Genomic DNA, 16,462 nt, shown 5'->3' with positions numbered 1-16,462 from the left:
CCCTAAAGTCTAGATGCCCGCTGGCCGCCTCAGATCCAGCGTCAGCGGGAATTCCGGCGAGGCGTTCTCGACCGGCGGAATATAGCCGCCCGCCGTATGCCCCCACGGCTCGAATCGCGCCAGACGCCTTGCTTCAGCTTCGTTACCATTGACCGGGAAGGTGTCATAGTTACGCCCGCCCGGATGGGCAACATGATAGATGCAGCCGCCAATCGAACGCTTCGACCATGTATCATAAATGTCGAAGGTGAGCGGCGTGTTGACCGGCAGAAGCGGGTGCAATCCCGACGCCGGCTGCCAAGCCTTGAAGCGGACGCCGGCGACCGAGACGCCTGAGGTGCCCGTCGGCGTCAGCGGCACGGTGCGGCCGTTGCAGGTGACGGTGTAGCGGGCGGCGTTGCCGGTCTCGAGCCGCACCTGCAGGCGCTCGACGGAGCTGTCGACATAGCGCACGGTGCCGCCGATCGCGCCTTCCTCGCCCATGACGTTCCAAGGTTCCAGCGCCTGGCGCAGCTCCAGCTTTGCGCCCTCGTATTCGACCTCGCCGCAGAAGGGGAAGCGGAATTCGAGCTGCGCCTTGAACCATTCCGGGCTGAGATCGAAGCCATTCTGCTTGAGGTCGGCCAGCACGTCCTGGAAATCTTGCCAGACGAAGTGCGGCAGCATGAAGCGGTCGTGCAGCGTGGTGCCCCAGCGCACGAAGCGGCCATCCGCGGGGTTCTGCCAGAAGCGGGCGATGAGGGCGCGGACCAGAAGCTGCTGGGCCAGCGACATGCGTGCGTTCGGCGGCATCTCGAAGCCGCGGAACTCGACGAGGCCGAGGCGGCCCGTCGGGCCATCGGGCGAAAACAGCTTGTCGATGCAGATCTCGGCGCGGTGAGTGTTGCCGGTCACGTCGATCAGGAGATTGCGGAACAGGCGGTCGGTGATCCAGGGCAGGGGTGTCGGTCCACGGCCCGGCGCGGGGATCTGGGCGAGCGCGGTTTCCAGTTCGTAGAGGCTGTCGTGGCGGGCCTCGTCGATGCGTGGCGCCTGGCTGGTCGGGCCGATGAACATACCTGAAAACATGTAGGAGAGCGAGGGATGGCGCTGCCAGTGCAGCACCAGGCTCTTCAACAGGTCCGGTCGGCGCAGGAAGGGGCTGTCGCCGGGATTGGCGCCGCCGACTACCACATGGTTGCCGCCGCCGGTGCCGGTGTGGCGGCCGTCGATCATGAACTTGTCGGTGCCGAGCCTCGTCTGGCGGGCTTCCTCGTAGACGGCGGTGGTTATGTCGACGCAGTCCTGCCAGTTCGACGCCGGGTGGATGTTGACCTCGATGACGCCGGGATCGGGGGCGACGCGGATGACGTTGATGCGCTCGTCCTGCGGCGGCGAATAGCCCTCGATATGGACGGGCAGGCCGAGCTCGGCGGCGGCGTTTTCGGCGGCCGCGATCAGTTCGAGATAATCCTCGATGCGCTCGACCGGGGGCATGAAGACGCAGAGCCTGCCGTCGCGCGGCTCAACCGAGATCGCGGTGCGCACGGCGCCGCCGATGTCACTGATGGTCTGCTCGACGCGGCTCTGCGCCGATGTGTCGTCGCTGTGGCGCGAGGCCTCCGGCATGGCGCGGCCAGCGGGGACGAAGACCTCGGGCAAAGGCTTGCGCGGGATCGAGGGATCGGCCGGGTGGATATAGGGGAAGCGGGCGGGCGGCACGTAGGGCAGGGTGCCGAGCGGCAGGCGGTAGCCGACGGGGCTGTCGCCGGGGACGAGGAAGATCTTGCCGCGGCGGGTCTTCCAGCGCTCGCTCATCCAGCGCTGGCCCGACGCCTTGGCGTTCCAGGCCTGGACGGGGAGGATGTAGCCTGTCGGCGTCGTCAGGCCGCGCTCGAAGACGCGAGCGATGCGGCTGCGCTCCTCCGGGTCCTTGAGCTTGGAATTGGAGGGATCGACATTATCAGGGAGGCTGCCTTCCTTGATGATCCATTCGGCCGGATCTTCGTAGGCCGGTAGCACCATGTCGGTGTCGATAGCCAGTTCGCGGGCGATGGCGCTCAGAAGGTTGCCGGCATCGTCGGCGACGACGCCGGTGTCCTTGCCTTCGCCGGCGATGAGATCAGGATTGCGCCAGATCGGCTTGCCGTCCTTGCGCCAGTAGAGCGAGAAGGTCCAGCGCGGCAGGCTTTCGCCGGGATACCACTTGCCTTGGCCGTAATGCAGGAAGCCGCCAGGGGCGAAGCGCTCGCGCAGCTTGCGGATCAGGATATCGGCCTTCTCGCGCTTGGTCGGGCCGACGGCGGCGGTGTTCCATTCCTCGGATTCGAAATCGTCGATCGAGACGAAGGTCGGCTCGCCGCCCATGGTGAGGCGGACGTCTTCGGCCTTGAGGATGTCGTCGACCTTGCGGCCCAGCGCGTTAAGCTCGTCCCAGCTGTCGTCGGAAAAGGGCTTGGTGATGCGCGGATGCTCGGCGACGCGCGAGACCTTCATGTCGAAGGCGAATTCGGTGTTGGCGTGGCCGTAGAGGGCGCCCGAGATCGGGGCGGCGTTGCGATAGTGGGGCGTGGAGGCGAGCGGGATGTGGCTTTCGCCGGTCAAGAGGCCCGAGGTCGGGTCGAGGCCGATCCAGCCGGCGCCGGGAATATAGACTTCCGCCCAGGCATGCAGGTCGGTGAAATCGACCTCGGTGCCGGAGGGGCCGTCGAGCGCCTTCAGATCCGGCGTCAGCTGGATGAGATAGCCGGACACGAAGCGGGCGGCGAAGCCGAGATTGCGCAGGATCTCGACCAGCAGCCAGCTGGTGTCGCGACAGGAGCCTAGCGCAAGCTTCAGCGTCTCCTCCGGCGACTGCACGCCGGGCTCCATGCGGATGACATATTCGATGTCGCCCTTGAGCTTGGCATTGAGGCCGACGATGAAATCGGTGGTGCGCATCGGCGTGCGGTCGATGCCGGCGAGGTAGGCCGCCAGCGCCGGCTCCAGCGGCTGCGGCTGCATGTAGATCTTCAGGTCGTCCCTGATCTCCTCGGGATAGGAGAAGGGCCACATTTCGGCGCTCTCCTCGACGAAGAAATCGAAGGGATTGTAGACCGTCATGTCGGCGACGAGATCGACTTCGATCTTGAACTCGGTGACCGGGTCGGGGAAGACGTAACGGGCCAGATAATTGCCGTAGGGATCCTGCTGCAGGTTTACGAAATGGTTCGCTGGCGAGACCTTCAGCGAATGGCTCATCACCCGCGTCTTGGAATGCGACGCGGGCTTGAGGCGGATGATCTGGGGTCCGAGGCGGACCGGCTTGTCGTATTTGTAATGCGTCAGGTGATAGATGCTGGCCTTGATCGACATATTTCGCCTTATCCGGCGCCGCGACGTTGCGCGGCATTGCTGTTCCCGAAAGCAGTGTGTGCAATGCAGCGAAAGAATGCAAGGCGGAAAGGCCAAGCCGGCTAAGCCTTTACGTCGCCTTTGCAAAGGTTACGGAGGCCTTGAGGCCTCTGCCGTTGCAGCCGGCCTCGAGCGCGAGGGCGGCATTGAAGAGGCCGGCGATCTCCTCGACGATCGGCAGGCCGAGGCCTGCGCCCGGTGCTCCGGAGTTGCTGCCCCGCGAGAAACGCTGCCGGACGGCGGCGAGCTTCTCTGCGGGAATGCCGGGGCCGTTGTCCTCGACTTCGAGGCGCACGGCGTCGTCGGTCTCGGATATCCGGACGGTCACCTCGGCGCCCGTGCCGGCATAGGCGATGGCGTTTCCGGCAAGGTTGCGCAGCAGTTCGCCGATCAGCAGCGGCTCGGCGCGGATAAGGGCAGGGCGGTCGCCTTCGAAGCCGAGATCGATGCCGGCCTCGGCGGCCGTGGGGATCAATTCGCCGGTTATCTCCTGGGCAATTGCCGTCAGGTCGATCGAAGAGGCGGTCAGCGCTTCCTTTGCCACGGCCGCATCGATCTTCGCCATCAGCAGCAGCTGTGCGAGGATTCGTTCGGCGCGAGCGACGGCCTGGTCGCCCTTCAAGGCCGAGCCCTGGGCTTCGGCCAAGGTGCCTGATCGGGCCGAGAGGGCAAGCTGGGTGCGGATGATCGCAAGCGGCGTGCGCAGCTGGTGGCTGGCATTGCCGGTGAAATTGCGGAGCGCGTCGAGCGCCGATTGCAGGCGCACCATGAAGCCGTTGACCGTATCGACGAGCGGCTGCACCTCGCTCGGGACGGACTGTTCGATCGGATGCAGGTCATCGGGGCTGCGCTCGCCGATCGCGTCACGCAGCTTGTAGAGCGGGCGGAGCGCAACGGTGACCGAAATCCAGACGATGACGGCGGCGCCTGCGATCATCAGGGAGAGGCGCAGTGCCGAGCGGAACAGGATGGCGCGGGCGAGCTGGCGGCGGGCAATCGTCGTCTCCGCGACGGTCACGGCGAAGGGCACGGAGCGGATGCCTGTCGAGGCCGACCGCTTCAGTGTCGCCACCCGGATTGGCTCGCCGCGGAAGGTGTCATCGGCAAACGCGGCGGTGTCGCCCACGGTCTCGGAAAGCACGGGTAGCGCTTGGTAGCCGGTGATGAATTTTCCGGGAGGCCCGTCGACGCGGTAGAAGACCCGGTCCTGCGCCGCCGAGGTCAGCATCTCCAGCGCTACATAGGGGATATCGACCTCGAGCGTGCCGTCTTCGGCAACGACGACGCGTTCGGCGATGGCGAGCGCCGAGCCTGCCAGCACGCGGTCCGAGACGATGTTGGAGGTCTGCACGGCCTCGCGATAAGTGTCCGCGAGCGCGACCATGCCGATGATGGCGGTCGAGATCAGCAGCCAGAACAGCAGCCTTCGTCGGAGCGAATAGGCCGTCGTCATGAGGCCTCGGGCAGCTTGTCGAGATAGTAGCCGATACCGCGCGCGGTCTTCACCGTCAGGCCGTGTGGCAACAGGCGTTTTCTGAGACGACTGACGTACTGCTCGATGGCATTGGCCGAAATGTCGTCGTCGAAGGCAGTCAGCGACTGGATGATCGCTTCCTTGGCGACGACCTTGCCGGCGCGCATGAAGAGGATTTCGAGCAGGCCGAGTTCGCGGGCGGGGATATCTAGCGGCGTCGAGCCGGCAGAAAAGGCGCGCGAGTTAAGATCGAGCGACAGGCCACCGAAACTGACGGTTGCCGAATGCAGCCCGGCCTGGCGGCGCAGGAGGACGCGGACGCGCGCCTCGAATTCGGCGATATCGAAGGGCTTGATGAGATAATCGTCGGCGCCGAGATCGAGGCCCTTGACGCGCTCCTCCGGCGTGCCGCGCGCCGTCAGGATCAGCACCGCCGACTGGTTCTGCCGGGCCCGCATGGCGCGCAGCACCTCGAGGCCATCCATTTCCGGCAGGTTCAGGTCGAGCACGACGAGATCGAAATTCTCGGCTGCCGTCACGGCATTGGCGGAAGCGCCGTCATGTACGACATCGACGGCATGGCCGGTGCCGCGCAAGATCGCCGAAAGCCCGTCAGCCAGCGCGATATTGTCCTCCACCAGTAGAATGCGCACGGATGTTCCCTTTATTTTTGAAAAGGATACAGGGTGGCGCGGCCGATGTCACGACGGGCTGAGCGCAGGATCTACCGCTGTGCCGCGATGTCCGCGAGCAGCTTCTGAAACCGCGGGTCGGACCTGATGTTGTCGAGGTCGGAGTCGTTGGCGAACCATTCGAGCTGGTAGAAGGAGCTGTTCGGGCGCAGCTGCTCCAGGAGATTGATGGCGCGTTCGGTGTCTCCGAGGATGGCGTAGACGCAGGCGGCATTGTAGCGCGTGATCGCGTCGCTCGGATCGAGTGCGAGCGCGCGTTCCGTCCATGACAGGGCCTGCTGGCGATCGCCGAGATGGGCGTAGGCGAGACCAGCGCGGTGCACCGGTGATGAGCTATCCGGGCTCTGCTCCGCCGCTCGGTTGCAGCGCCGGATGGTTTCTTGCGCCCATTGGCGCTCCGCGTCCGGCTGGCCGAGAGAGCGGTAGGATGCCGTTAGCAGAATGGGGGAAACGTAGTCGTTTTCGTAAAGTGCGGCCGCACGCACGAAGTAGAAGGTGGCTTGCTCGAAGGCGCCCCGCCGGAAGTGGCTGTGGGCGAAGTAGAAGTTTGCTTCGAAGAGGTCGGGATCGAGGGCGAGGGCGCTTTCGAAGTAGACGAGCGCTTCGGCGTCCTTCCCGTCATGATGGAGCGCCATCGCGCGGGCGGCATGCGCCTCTGCGAGGTTGGGATCTAGGGCCAGCGCCTTGGCGCTCATCGCCAGGATGTCGTTGATCGGTAGCTGCGCGGCATACCAGATGTGCAGGGCGGAATCGCAATCGGCAATGCCGGCATAGGCACGCGCGTAAGAAGGGTCCAGTTCCACGGCTTTCGCGAACATGCGTCTTGCCAGGTTGAGATATGGCATGGTCATCGTCCGCGCGAATTTGCGACCTCGCAGATAGTAGGTATAGGCCTCGGCGCTCGTCGTCGGATCGCTTTCGATCGCCAGCCTTTCCTCAGGGCGGAGCTTGATTTTCAGCTGGTGGACGATTGCGTGAGCGATCTCATCCTGGATCGCAAAAATGTCGGTGAGGTCCCGATCATAGCGATCGGCCCATAGATGGTTCTCGTTTCCGGCATCAATCATCTGGGCGCTGATCCTGACGCGTGCACCCGCCTTGCGGACACTGCCCTGCAGCACATAGCGCACCGACAATTCCCGTGCGATCTGCCCGAGCTTCACCTGCTGGCCCTTGTAGGTGAAGGTCGTGTTGCGTGGCGTGACGGCGAGGTCGGAGATTTTCGAGAGGTCGGTGATGATGTCTTCGGTCAGGCCGTCCGAGAAATACTCCTGGTCGGGATCGTCGCTCATGTTGGTGAACGGCAAGACAAGGATCGATTGTTCGTTCGATCGGCCGATGCTGGTCGCCGGCGCCGGTCGCTCCGCTGGCCGGTCTAACAGTACGGTATAGACGCGCACCGACTGGCGGATGTTCTTCAGCGTCTGATGGCCCATGTCCTCGAAGCGCAGGTCGAGCTTCGAGCCGATCTGGTCGTTCACCGAGGCGGACACGGCGATTCCGCCCGGCGCGGCTATGCCTTCGAGCCGTGCGGCTATATTGACACCGTCGCCGAAAATGTCGCCATCCTCGACGATGACGTCGCCGAGATTGATGCCGATCCGAAGCTGGATCCGCTGCTCCTGCTCCACCCCGATATTGCGCTGCTGCATTCCGCGCTGAATGTCGACGGCGCATGCCACGGCGTTGACGACGCTGGAGAATTCCGCCAGCAGACCGTCGCCGATCAATTTGACCAGCCGTCCTCCATGCCCGGCGAGAGCAGGTTCGATCAGTTCCTTTCGGTGACGGTTGACCGCGGCAAGCGTCCCGGTCTCGTCGATGCCCATCAGCCTGCTGTAGCCAACCACATCGGCGGCAAGAATGGCGGTCAAACGTCGTTCCAAGGTGCTCTCCGGTCGAACCCACAGAACTCTAGCGTGTTTTGCGCCGCCGGACGAGGAGCGATCGGCTACGCAATTGGCGGGTGCCTTGTGTCGCCCTTCGCGGTCATGCATCTTAGGGGGATGAGGAGACTGTTCTTACTTGCGTGCCTGTTGCTTTGTCCGGGTTTGGCCCTGGCCGATGAGGTGTTCTATCCCGCGCCGTCAGGCAATGCTGCGGCTCCGACACTGGTCGTCTATTCCTCGCTTGACGAGCCGCTTGCGCAGCCGATGATCCGCGGATTTCAAGAGGCCAATCCGGATGTCGCGGTCAAGTATGAGGACATGCTGACCGGCGAAATCTACGACCGCATCGTGCGCGAGACGGATGCCGGCAAACGCACCGCCGATTTCGCCTTCTCCTCGGCGATGGACCTGCAGGTGAAGCTCTCCAACGACGGCTATGCGCAGGTGAGCAACCTGCCGATGAGCGCGCGCTGGCCGAAATGGGCAAACTGGCGCAATACCGCCTATGCGCTGACCTTCGAGCCGGCCGTGTTCGTCTATCACAAGCCAAGCTTCGTGAACGAGCCGCCGCCGAGTTCGCGCGCCGAGTTCGTTGATTACCTCAAGCGGAAGGGCGATGCGATCCATGGGCGGATCGGCACCTATGACATCGAGCGTTCCGGTGTCGGCTTTCTGTTCATGGCCCGCGACCAGGAGCAGTTCGGAGATATCTGGTCGGTCATCGGCGCCATGGGAGCCGCGGGCGTCAAGCTGTATTCGACGAGTTCGGCCATTCTGGAGCGCGTGTCGGATGGCCGCTTCGTTCTCGGCTACAATATTCTTGGTTCCTACGCCGCCGATTGGGCCAAGCGTCACCCGGATGTCGGGATCGTGCTGCCGAAGGACTATACCGTCGTGATGTCGCGCATCGGCCTCGTGCCGCAGGCGGCGGGCGAGCCGGAACTCGGACGGCGCTACCTCTCCTTCTTCATGTCGAAAGAGGGCCAGACGATCATGGCGCGCGAGCTGCAGATTCCGGCCGTCAGCCCGGAAGTCGCCGGCGAGAATACGGCCAATACCATGCAGGAACTTCTTGGTGCGCAACTCCGTCCTGTGCCCGTCAGCCCTGGGCTGATGGTGTATCTGGATCAGGTCAAGCGTGCGCGACTGATCGCGCACTGGAATGAAGTGCTGCGTACCCAATAGGAACTGCGGATTGAGTTATCGGAAAGAGCAGGGCCGCTGAGCGTTGGCCAGCAATTCCTGCTTCGTCGCGAAGGATCCGAAGAGCGCGAGGAGACGTTTTTCCTCCTCCTTGTCCAGCCGGTGTCGGCGTGCGAAATCGCGCACACTCCACACCTGGCGCAAGCCCTCATTTTCGATTTGATTGGTATCGACGTGAGAACTCATGGCGCAATCCTCCTCAGCGCTCTTAACGCTGGAATGGCACTCGGGTTCCATCGGCTCTGAAGTTTTATCTTTTTTGCGTCTGGCCAAGATTGCGGCAAAAAAGTGTCTGTACGGGGTGGATACCTAAGCTATGTCAGCTAAATGACAGCTTGTTGTGGTCCGCTTTGCAGAACTTCAGCTCCGTGGAGGCGGAGAGATGAAGTTTCGGGAGGAACTGCCAGCGTATCGGACCTCGGAGTCCGTCTGCGGTGTCCTTCCCGATTCCATCGAGAACAATGCGCGGTTTCTCAGCCGTGCCCACGGAGGACACACTCGTGAAGTATACTCTTCTTGCAACTATTTTCGCGGCCGCGGTCGCGCTGCCGGCTTATGCGGCCGACTACACCATCATGGCGCCCGCCGCTCCCGGCGGCGGTTGGGACCAGACGGCCCGCTCGCTGCAAACGGTCATGCAGAAGGAAGGCATTTCTGGCAATGTTCAGGTTCAGAACGTTCCGGGCGCCGGCGGCACCATTGGTCTGGCGCAGTTCACCGGCCAGAATAACGGCAATGCAAACGCGCTGATCGTCGGCGGCTACGTGATGGTCGGAGCGATCCTGACCAATCAGTCGCCGGTGACGCTCAAGGACGTTACGCCGATCGCCCGTCTGACGGGTGAGTATGAAGCGATCGTCGTTCCGGCCGCGTCCGACATCAAGACCATGGCCGATCTCGTTGCCAAGCTGAAGCAGGATCCGGGCTCGGTTTCCTGGGGCGGCGGTTCGGCGGGCGGTACCGACCATATCGCGGTCGGCCTGATCGCCAAGGCTGCCGGCGTTGATCCGACGAAGATCAACTATGTCGCCTTCTCCGGCGGCGGCGAAGCGCTCGCCGCGATTCTCGGCGGTCAGGTCACGGCTGGCATTTCCGGCTACGGCGAATTCGAATCGCAGGTAAAGGCCGGACAGTTGCGGCTTCTGGCCGTATCCGGCGAGCAGCGTATCGACGGCGTCGACGCTCCGACCCTGAAGGAATCCGGCCTCGACGTGTCGGTGCAGAACTGGCGCATGGTTGCCGCTGCTCCCGGCCTTTCGGCTGAGCAGACGGCGGCGATTACGGCCGATTTCGACAAGCTTTCGAAGTCCGCCAGCTGGCAGGAAATCCTGAAGACCAAGGGCTGGGCTGACACCTACCTTGCCGGCGACGCCTTCAAGGCGCAGCTCGACAAGGATGTTTCGGCAACCGAAGGCATTCTCAAAGAGATCGGACTTGTTCAATGAGCAGGGTCAATGAACCCTTGGCAACGAAGCGCCGCCCTGATTGGGCGGCGCTGGTCATTGCCATCTGTCTTTTCGCCGTCGCTGCCGTCATGCTCTGGGATGCCTTCCATATGAAGGCGATCGCGCAATATGCCCGGATCGGCCCGGCAACGGCGCCTAAGGTGGTCGCCTTCGGGCTGATCGGTCTCGGCATCTGGACGATCTTCGAGGCCTGGCGCGGCGAGTTTCCGGAGCGCGAGCACCAGGAAGTCGCCCCTGTCGTATGGGTGGTCGCCGGTCTCGCCGCGCAGATGCTGCTCCTGAAAACCGCAGGTTTTTCGATCGCGACCGGCATTCTGTTTGCGTTCACCGCCGCTGGCTTCGGACGTCGCAAGCTCTGGCTTTCGATCCCCGCCGGCATCGCCTTCAGCTTCGTGGTCTGGGTGATCTTCGCGAAGCTCCTGCAGCTGACCCTGCCTGCCGGGCCGTTCGAACACATCTTCTTCTAGGATTGGATGCGATGAGCACCTTCGAATTCCTCTTCCAGGGCATCCTGGTCGCCATGCAGCCGATGAACCTGCTCTATGCGCTCGTCGGCGTGACGCTCGGCACCGCGGTCGGCGTGCTGCCGGGCATCGGCCCAGCGCTGACCGTCGCCCTTCTTCTTCCCGTTACCTACAAGCTCGATCCTGCCGGCTCGCTGATCATGTTCGCGGGCATTTACTACGGCGGCATGTATGGCGGCTCGACGACGTCGATCCTTCTCAATACGCCCGGCGAAAGCGCCTCGATCGTGACGGCCTTGGAGGGCAACAAGATGGCCCGGGCCGGCCGCGGCGGACCGGCGCTCGCGACAGCGGCGATCGGTTCGTTCGTCGCCGGCCTGATCGCAACACTCGGCCTGGCTTTCATCGCCCCCTATATCGTCAAGCTCGCACTGGTCTTCGGGCCACGGGAATACTTCGCGCTGATGGTTCTCGCCTTCGTGACGGTCTCCTCGGCCTTCGGGGATTCGGCCCTGCGCGGTTTGACCTCGCTCTTCATCGGCTTTGCCCTTGCGATGGTCGGCATCGACCAGCAGACCGGGCAAGCGCGCCTTTCGTTCGGCGTTCCCGATCTGCTCGATGGCGTCGAGGTGACGACGCTTGCGGTCGCGATGTTTGCGATCGGTGAAACCCTCTATATCGCCGCTCAAGGCAATCGTGGCGAGGAGAAGGTCGAGGCGGTCAAAGGCTCGCTGTGGATGACAGCGGCCGACTGGGGTCGTTCGTGGAAGGCATGGCTGCGCGGCACGCTGATCGGTTTCCCGATCGGCGCGATGCCGGCGGGCGGCGCCGAGATCGGAACGTTCCTGTCCTATGCCACGGAAAAGCGTTTGGCGAAGAACCCCGAGGAGTTCGGCCACGGTGCGATCGAAGGCGTTGCCGGTCCGGAGGCTGCGAACAATGCGTCGGCCGCTGGTACGCTGGTGCCGCTGTTGACGCTCGGCCTGCCGACGACGGCGACGGCGGCGATCATGCTCGCCGGCTTCCAGCAATACGGGCTGCAGCCCGGCCCGCTGCTGTTTGCGAACAACCCGCAGATCGTCTGGGGCCTGATCGCCAGCCTGCTGATCGCCAATGCGATGCTGTTGGTGCTCAACCTGCCGCTGATCGGTCTCTGGGTGCGGCTGCTGACGATCCCGAAGCCGTGGCTCTATGCCGGCATCCTGTTGTTTGCAACGCTCGGCACGATTGGCGCCAACCCGTCGGTGTTCGAACTCGGCATGCTGCTCGGCTTCGGCGTCCTCGGCTACATCATGCGGCTCTTCGGCTATCCAATCGCGCCCGCGGTCGTTGGCCTGATCCTTGGCCCGCTGGCTGAACAGCAATTGCGTCGCGCGCTCGCGATCAGCCAGGGAGATGTGACGACGCTGGTGATGTCCCCGATCGCGGCCGGACTGCTGATCGTCGCAGCTGCCGCCTTCATCATCCCACTGATCCTGCGCCTGCGTGGACGCGGCGAGGTTCTGTCGCAGCTTGCGGCAAACGAGGATTAAAAGAAAAAGACTGCCCGAACCTCTCTTACTGTGGCCGGCGATGGGAAACCTTCGCCGGCCTTTTCATCTGGTAAGGGGGATGCCGGAGCGTGTCGACCCGCTTTTGGCCTTAGTGACCATAGAGCGCCATGTGCAGGCTCCAATAGGTGGGCGCCAAGATCGCCAGAGCCGCGACAAAACCGGCGGGAACACCGACAATCGCCCTTTTGAATGCGGGTGCGACCTGTGTATCGCGTGTCGGGTCAACGGTCGCAATCACCAACATCATGATGATCAGGCTGTGGCCCACCAAGTCCAGCCTTCCGAACGGCACCACCGCCGCGCTGAAGATGACAATCAACGCAATGGCTGAAGATCGGCGGATAAGTGGTGTCCAGAGCAATCCAAGGCCAAGGGTGAATTCGACGACACCGGCCATCGGCAGAAATACATCGATCGGCATCCCGAAGGTCAGGAACGGCTTTTGCTGCGCCAGCGGCTGGAACCATTCAGGATAGGCGAATTTTTCAAAGCTGGAGCGCATCAGCGTGACGGCGATCGCCCAGCGTAGAACGTTGAAGCGCTGTTTGTGCCACCGGGACTCGCTGACCGAAAACAACACCAGATAGCCGGCAACGCCGACCCCAAGCACAACATAGTCGAGAAGATGAAAAATCTGATACTGATGAAGAGCGGCAATCCAAAGCCCGAGTACACCGATGGCAGAAAGCCACATTGTTCGGCGGGAGAAGAGACCGGCTGCAATTGCCAGTTGGCTCCATGAAACCCACTCCGAAGGGGTCGGAAGATCAGGGGTGAGGTAGACGCCACCAATGACGAAGATGGCGACAAAAAAGGCTGCCGTTATGGCGCGAACAAAGTCGTCGGCCCGATTCCACAGCGGTTCCGACACGCTGTCCATCAGCATCAGAATTCTGGTGCCGATGACGGTCCGTTCAACGACGGCGGTCATTGCGAAAAGTGGGACCGCGATGGCGACGGCAAGCCAGAACCAGGGGCTTGCCAGCGTTTCCGAAAAAGGTCTCGCGGGCGTAGCGATGTCAAATGATGTGAACCATTTGACATGGGCTTCGGCGGGTGTTGACCACACCATCAACGTCGCTATCGCGAGAATGCAGAGGGTTGCCTCGAGGAGAAGCGGGGTGAAATAGGCCCTTATGCTCGCCACTTGAGGGGATGGCGGACCTTCGTCGGTCCGTGCTGTGCTGAATATCGTGTCCTGAACGTTGAACTTGAACGTAGCCATTTCTGCTCTCCGGATTTGGACGCAGCAAACCGCTCGGAAGGCGGTGGCCCTCCGCTCAGCAACGAGGTTTTTTGAAACGCTGCCCGTATTTCAGCATCGCTCGCGCGATCCTTGTAGAGAACAAGGTCCCGCGGTCTTTGCGACTAAGGAGTGAGCGGTCTGGCACCTTGGTCGCGGCAAACCTGAGACCAAGGTCGACCCCCAGGGGGAAGGCAGCTACGTCGACAGGGCCAAACTCTTGTCTCGCGAGGCTTCGCCAAATGAGCGCATTTGCAAAAAATGTCACTTATTCAAGTGGTTGAAAGAAAACACGCTCATAGCTGCTGAACGGCGGATTTTTCCCATACCGTGCGTTTGCCTCGATACCGTCAGGGTCGATGGCGACTGCATCACGATACCGAAGATAGGTTGCGTCGTCTGGAAAAGTGAACAGCGCGATAGCGATGTCGTTACCACCGTCCTTTCCTAGGCCCCGGAAGCTCACCCCGGCCCCGTTCGGCGGCTCACGTGAAATGAAGTATCCGTGGTGTGTCCCGCCGTGACGTTCGATAAGCCTGATCCAGGTTTGCGCATAGGCTTTGAATTCGCTGAGCGCGCTCGCATCGATGCGATAACGAACCTCGCATGTTATCGGATCTTCGGACATAGCGCCTCCTCGCCTCCATTACGCACCGGTGGCATGGCTGATCAGGAAAGTCCATCGAGACGAACGATCAGATGACATGCACGCTGATGCCTCGCGTTAGCAATCGGTGTCCAATCGATCCTTGCGCTCTATGTTGGGGAATATGGATGCGATCTATGCCGATGCGCCGTCCACGCGCGTTACAGGCGCTCCAGGAACGAAAGCACCCGCTGGGTCAGCACTGCGGTGGCCTCGGCATCGTAGGATGGTAGCGAGCAGTCGGCAAAATAGTGCTGGTCGCCGTGGTATAGAAAGAGCGAGGCATCCTTGACTGTTGCGACGATTTCGCGGGCCGCATCGATATCGCCTTCGCCGACGAAGATCGGATCGGCGTCCATCCCATGGATCTGAACAGGGACGCCCTCCGGCCATGGTCCGAACGACCACTCGCCGCTGATCGGCAGGCAGGAATAGAAGAGCAACGCTCCCCGCGCCCCGGATCGCGTCTGTGCGAGCTTCTGTGCCGGCAGCACGCCAAAGGAAAAGCCGGCGTAGACGAGCCGCGAGGGCAGTTCCTCCGCCAGGCGGACGCCGCGCTCGCGCATTTCCTCGAACCCGATCTCGTTGATGTAGGAAAGCCCTTCGTCGATGCTTCGGAAGGTCTGCCCATCGAACAAGTCCGGCGCATGAACAATATGCCCGGCGTTCCGCAACTGCTTAGCGAAGGCGTGCAGGCCAGCGGTCAATCCCTGTGCGTGATGAAACAGCAAGACCTCAGCCATCAGGCGCCTCCTGACGCATAAGCTATGGCAGGCATTGGATAAATCCACCAGCGCAGGTACCGAATGACTTGCCGCCTCGTCAAGACGAACGGCTTTGCACTCCCCTTTGTTGTCGTTCGGCGGACTTCGCCGCGGGTCACGCCGTAGCGTTGGCGCCATCTTCGATGTTTGCGCTGTTTTCCTCTCTCACTTTGGCGGCAGCCTCATCATAGAGGAAGGGCAGGAACGCATAGCGGCGGCCACGGGTGACCTTTGATACGGCATGCAGGAGCGAGCAGGAAAATACCACCGCGCCGCCCGGAGGGGCCTTGTAGGTTCGGTTGCCATACTCAGGAAAACTGACCTCGCCGCCGTCGAAATCATTGTTGAGATTGACCGAAACCGCGAAGCGCCGATGCGCGGTGCCTTTCGTGGTGTTGTCACGATGCGGCTTGAAGTGAGCCTCTTCATCGGCATCGTAGCAGGAGACGATGTATCGCTCCATTCGCGTGGCTTCGAATTGGTGGACCTTCTTGATTTCGGGAATGATGCGCCGGATGAACCGCCCACGCAATTCGGCCATCAGCGCATCGTCCTCGATCGTGTGATCTCTGCGGCGCTTGTGATTGTGGTCCGAGACGAGCACGGTTTTTCCGTTGATCTCGCGCATGAATCCGGACTCCTGGCCGCCATGTCGTTCGTAAAGGTTGATCAGTTCGTGGCAGAGATCGGTCTCAAAGACATCGGGAAGCACGATGACCGGGGCATGCATTTCCAGGCCGCTGGACCGCTCCACCGGTGGTAGCGTTTCTAGATAGGCGATCAATTCGTCTATGCCGCTTCCTTCCTTGCCGGGCACGAAGGTCGCCCGCACTCGCATCGTCGGATCCAGAACCACGCATACCTGACGGTAGGTCACGCCGACGCCGCCTTGCTGCGCATCGGCGCTGACTGCGCCGTAGAGCTTGCTGACGCTCAAATCGAAGTCGAGAAAGAACTTGATGCCGGGCTTCTGATCGGCAATGCCCTGATGGGTTTCGTCTTTCGGATCGACTGTTACGCCGAAGAAGGCAACCTTGCTTCCGTTGAAGACTGCCGGTCTCGACCGGATCTTTTCCAGCGCTTGGGTGACGTTGGGACTTGCCGTGGAGCCAAAGAAGTAAAGGACCATGTATCGCCCGGCAGCGACGTCGAAAACATAACGCGGGTTGGAAAGTGTACGCTGAATAAAGCGCGGCGCCGGGTCTCCGGCCGCTAAGTGCAACTTCATAGACTAACTCCCCTTATTGTAGGGATGCTAAAGTAATAAATTCCATCTGGCTAGATTCGTATCCGCTAAGCGCGCTTGTCGCGTGCCTACTCTGATCGCCTATTCTTGCATGGCAGGGGTGAATTCCCGCCGCTTGTCGGCCAGCCGGTGCCTCGCCATATGTGAGCAGTCAATCATAAAGAAAAGCGAGAAAGAAAATGTCCTTCCGTAAGTCCATTCGCGATGGTTTCCTTGGCCGCGCCTTTGCGATGATCGGTGCTGCAAATGCTGTAAGCGCCTCCGTCGAATCTGGCCGCCGTCCGAAAGCACGCGATCTGCGCGAGCTCGGCATCGATCCGAGCATGTTCGGCAGAATCAATCACTAACTTATCCGCGCGCCTCGGCGCGGTTTGGCGATCTGGGATCGCCAGATACGAAACAGCCCGCAACCGGATGGTCGCGGGCTTTATTTTTTGGTGATGAAGGCGC

The 16,462-nt window shown here is 62.1% G+C and carries 14 protein-coding genes; 5 read left to right on the top strand and 9 right to left on the bottom strand.

What is annotated here, in order from left to right; genetic code table 11:
* Positions 1-9: 9 nt before the first annotated feature.
* From FHT97_RS11705 to FHT97_RS11690, 4 genes are all read right to left on the bottom strand, one after another.
* Entirely contained in the window at positions 10-3,333 is a 3,324-nt protein-coding gene (locus FHT97_RS11705) for a transglutaminase family protein (RefSeq protein ID WP_183862295.1), read from the bottom strand.
* 109 nt (positions 3,334-3,442) lie between these two features.
* Positions 3,443-4,825, bottom strand: a complete 1,383-nt coding sequence (locus FHT97_RS11700; protein WP_183862293.1) for a sensor histidine kinase — start codon at positions 4,823-4,825, stop codon at positions 3,443-3,445.
* A complete protein-coding gene (locus FHT97_RS11695; protein ID WP_183862290.1) occupies positions 4,822-5,499 on the bottom strand; it encodes a response regulator transcription factor in 678 nt (225 codons plus the stop codon). Before FHT97_RS11695 ends, FHT97_RS11700 begins: the two co-directional genes overlap by 4 nt.
* A gap of 71 nt (positions 5,500-5,570) precedes the next feature.
* Positions 5,571-7,424: an adenylate/guanylate cyclase domain-containing protein gene (locus tag FHT97_RS11690; protein WP_183862288.1), complete on the bottom strand. Its 1,854-nt coding sequence runs from the start codon at positions 7,422-7,424 to the stop codon at positions 5,571-5,573.
* 120 nt (positions 7,425-7,544) lie between these two features.
* On the opposite strand from FHT97_RS11690, the gene FHT97_RS11685 reads away from it, so the two are divergent.
* On the top strand, positions 7,545-8,612 hold the full coding sequence (locus FHT97_RS11685) for an ABC transporter substrate-binding protein (protein ID WP_183862286.1): 1,068 nt from the start codon (positions 7,545-7,547) through the stop codon (positions 8,610-8,612).
* 15 nt (positions 8,613-8,627) lie between these two features.
* Here FHT97_RS11685 and FHT97_RS30800 read toward each other — a convergent pair whose 3' ends face one another.
* Entirely contained in the window at positions 8,628-8,816 is a 189-nt protein-coding gene (locus FHT97_RS30800) for a hypothetical protein (RefSeq protein ID WP_246712607.1), read from the bottom strand.
* A gap of 314 nt (positions 8,817-9,130) precedes the next feature.
* Between FHT97_RS30800 and FHT97_RS11680 the strand changes: the two genes are divergently transcribed.
* From FHT97_RS11680 to FHT97_RS11670, 3 genes are read left to right on the top strand one after another with little or no spacing between them, the layout of a single operon-like run.
* Complete coding sequence (locus FHT97_RS11680) at positions 9,131-10,075, top strand: tripartite tricarboxylate transporter substrate binding protein (RefSeq protein ID WP_183862284.1); 945 nt, start codon at positions 9,131-9,133, stop codon at positions 10,073-10,075.
* The gene (locus FHT97_RS11675) at positions 10,072-10,563 is read left to right on the top strand and encodes a tripartite tricarboxylate transporter TctB family protein (protein ID WP_183862282.1); all 492 of its coding nucleotides are present in this window, start codon (positions 10,072-10,074) and stop codon (positions 10,561-10,563) included. The genes FHT97_RS11680 and FHT97_RS11675 overlap by 4 nt, the downstream gene beginning before the upstream one ends.
* An 11-nt stretch (positions 10,564-10,574) precedes the next feature.
* On the top strand, positions 10,575-12,092 hold the full coding sequence (locus tag FHT97_RS11670; protein WP_183755818.1) for a tripartite tricarboxylate transporter permease: 1,518 nt from the start codon (positions 10,575-10,577) through the stop codon (positions 12,090-12,092).
* Positions 12,093-12,201: 109 nt separating this feature from the next.
* On the opposite strand, the gene FHT97_RS11665 is transcribed toward FHT97_RS11670, so the two are convergent.
* From FHT97_RS11665 to FHT97_RS11650, 4 genes are all read right to left on the bottom strand, one after another.
* Positions 12,202-13,338 (bottom strand): DoxX family membrane protein, encoded by a 1,137-nt coding sequence (locus FHT97_RS11665; protein ID WP_183862280.1) that lies wholly within the window; start codon positions 13,336-13,338, stop codon positions 12,202-12,204.
* A 286-nt stretch (positions 13,339-13,624) separates the two neighbouring features.
* The gene (locus tag FHT97_RS11660; RefSeq protein ID WP_183862278.1) at positions 13,625-13,984 is read right to left on the bottom strand and encodes an NIPSNAP family protein; all 360 of its coding nucleotides are present in this window, start codon (positions 13,982-13,984) and stop codon (positions 13,625-13,627) included.
* 179 nt (positions 13,985-14,163) lie between these two features.
* A complete protein-coding gene (locus tag FHT97_RS11655) occupies positions 14,164-14,745 on the bottom strand; it encodes a dienelactone hydrolase family protein (protein ID WP_183862276.1) in 582 nt (193 codons plus the stop codon).
* A 136-nt stretch (positions 14,746-14,881) separates the two neighbouring features.
* The gene (locus FHT97_RS11650) at positions 14,882-15,994 is read right to left on the bottom strand and encodes a 2OG-Fe(II) oxygenase (RefSeq protein WP_183862274.1); all 1,113 of its coding nucleotides are present in this window, start codon (positions 15,992-15,994) and stop codon (positions 14,882-14,884) included.
* Positions 15,995-16,191: 197 nt separating this feature from the next.
* Here FHT97_RS11650 and FHT97_RS11645 point away from each other — a divergent pair, with 197 nt between their 5' ends.
* Positions 16,192-16,359, top strand: coding sequence for a hypothetical protein (locus FHT97_RS11645; protein WP_183755812.1), 168 nt, complete (start codon positions 16,192-16,194; stop codon positions 16,357-16,359).
* The last annotated feature ends 103 nt before the right edge of the window (positions 16,360-16,462 follow it).

This window comes from Rhizobium sp. BK399, from assembly GCF_014194695.1.
Taxonomy (GTDB): domain Bacteria; phylum Pseudomonadota; class Alphaproteobacteria; order Rhizobiales; family Rhizobiaceae; genus Rhizobium.
This window is presented reverse-complemented; position numbering and strand designations above follow the sequence as displayed.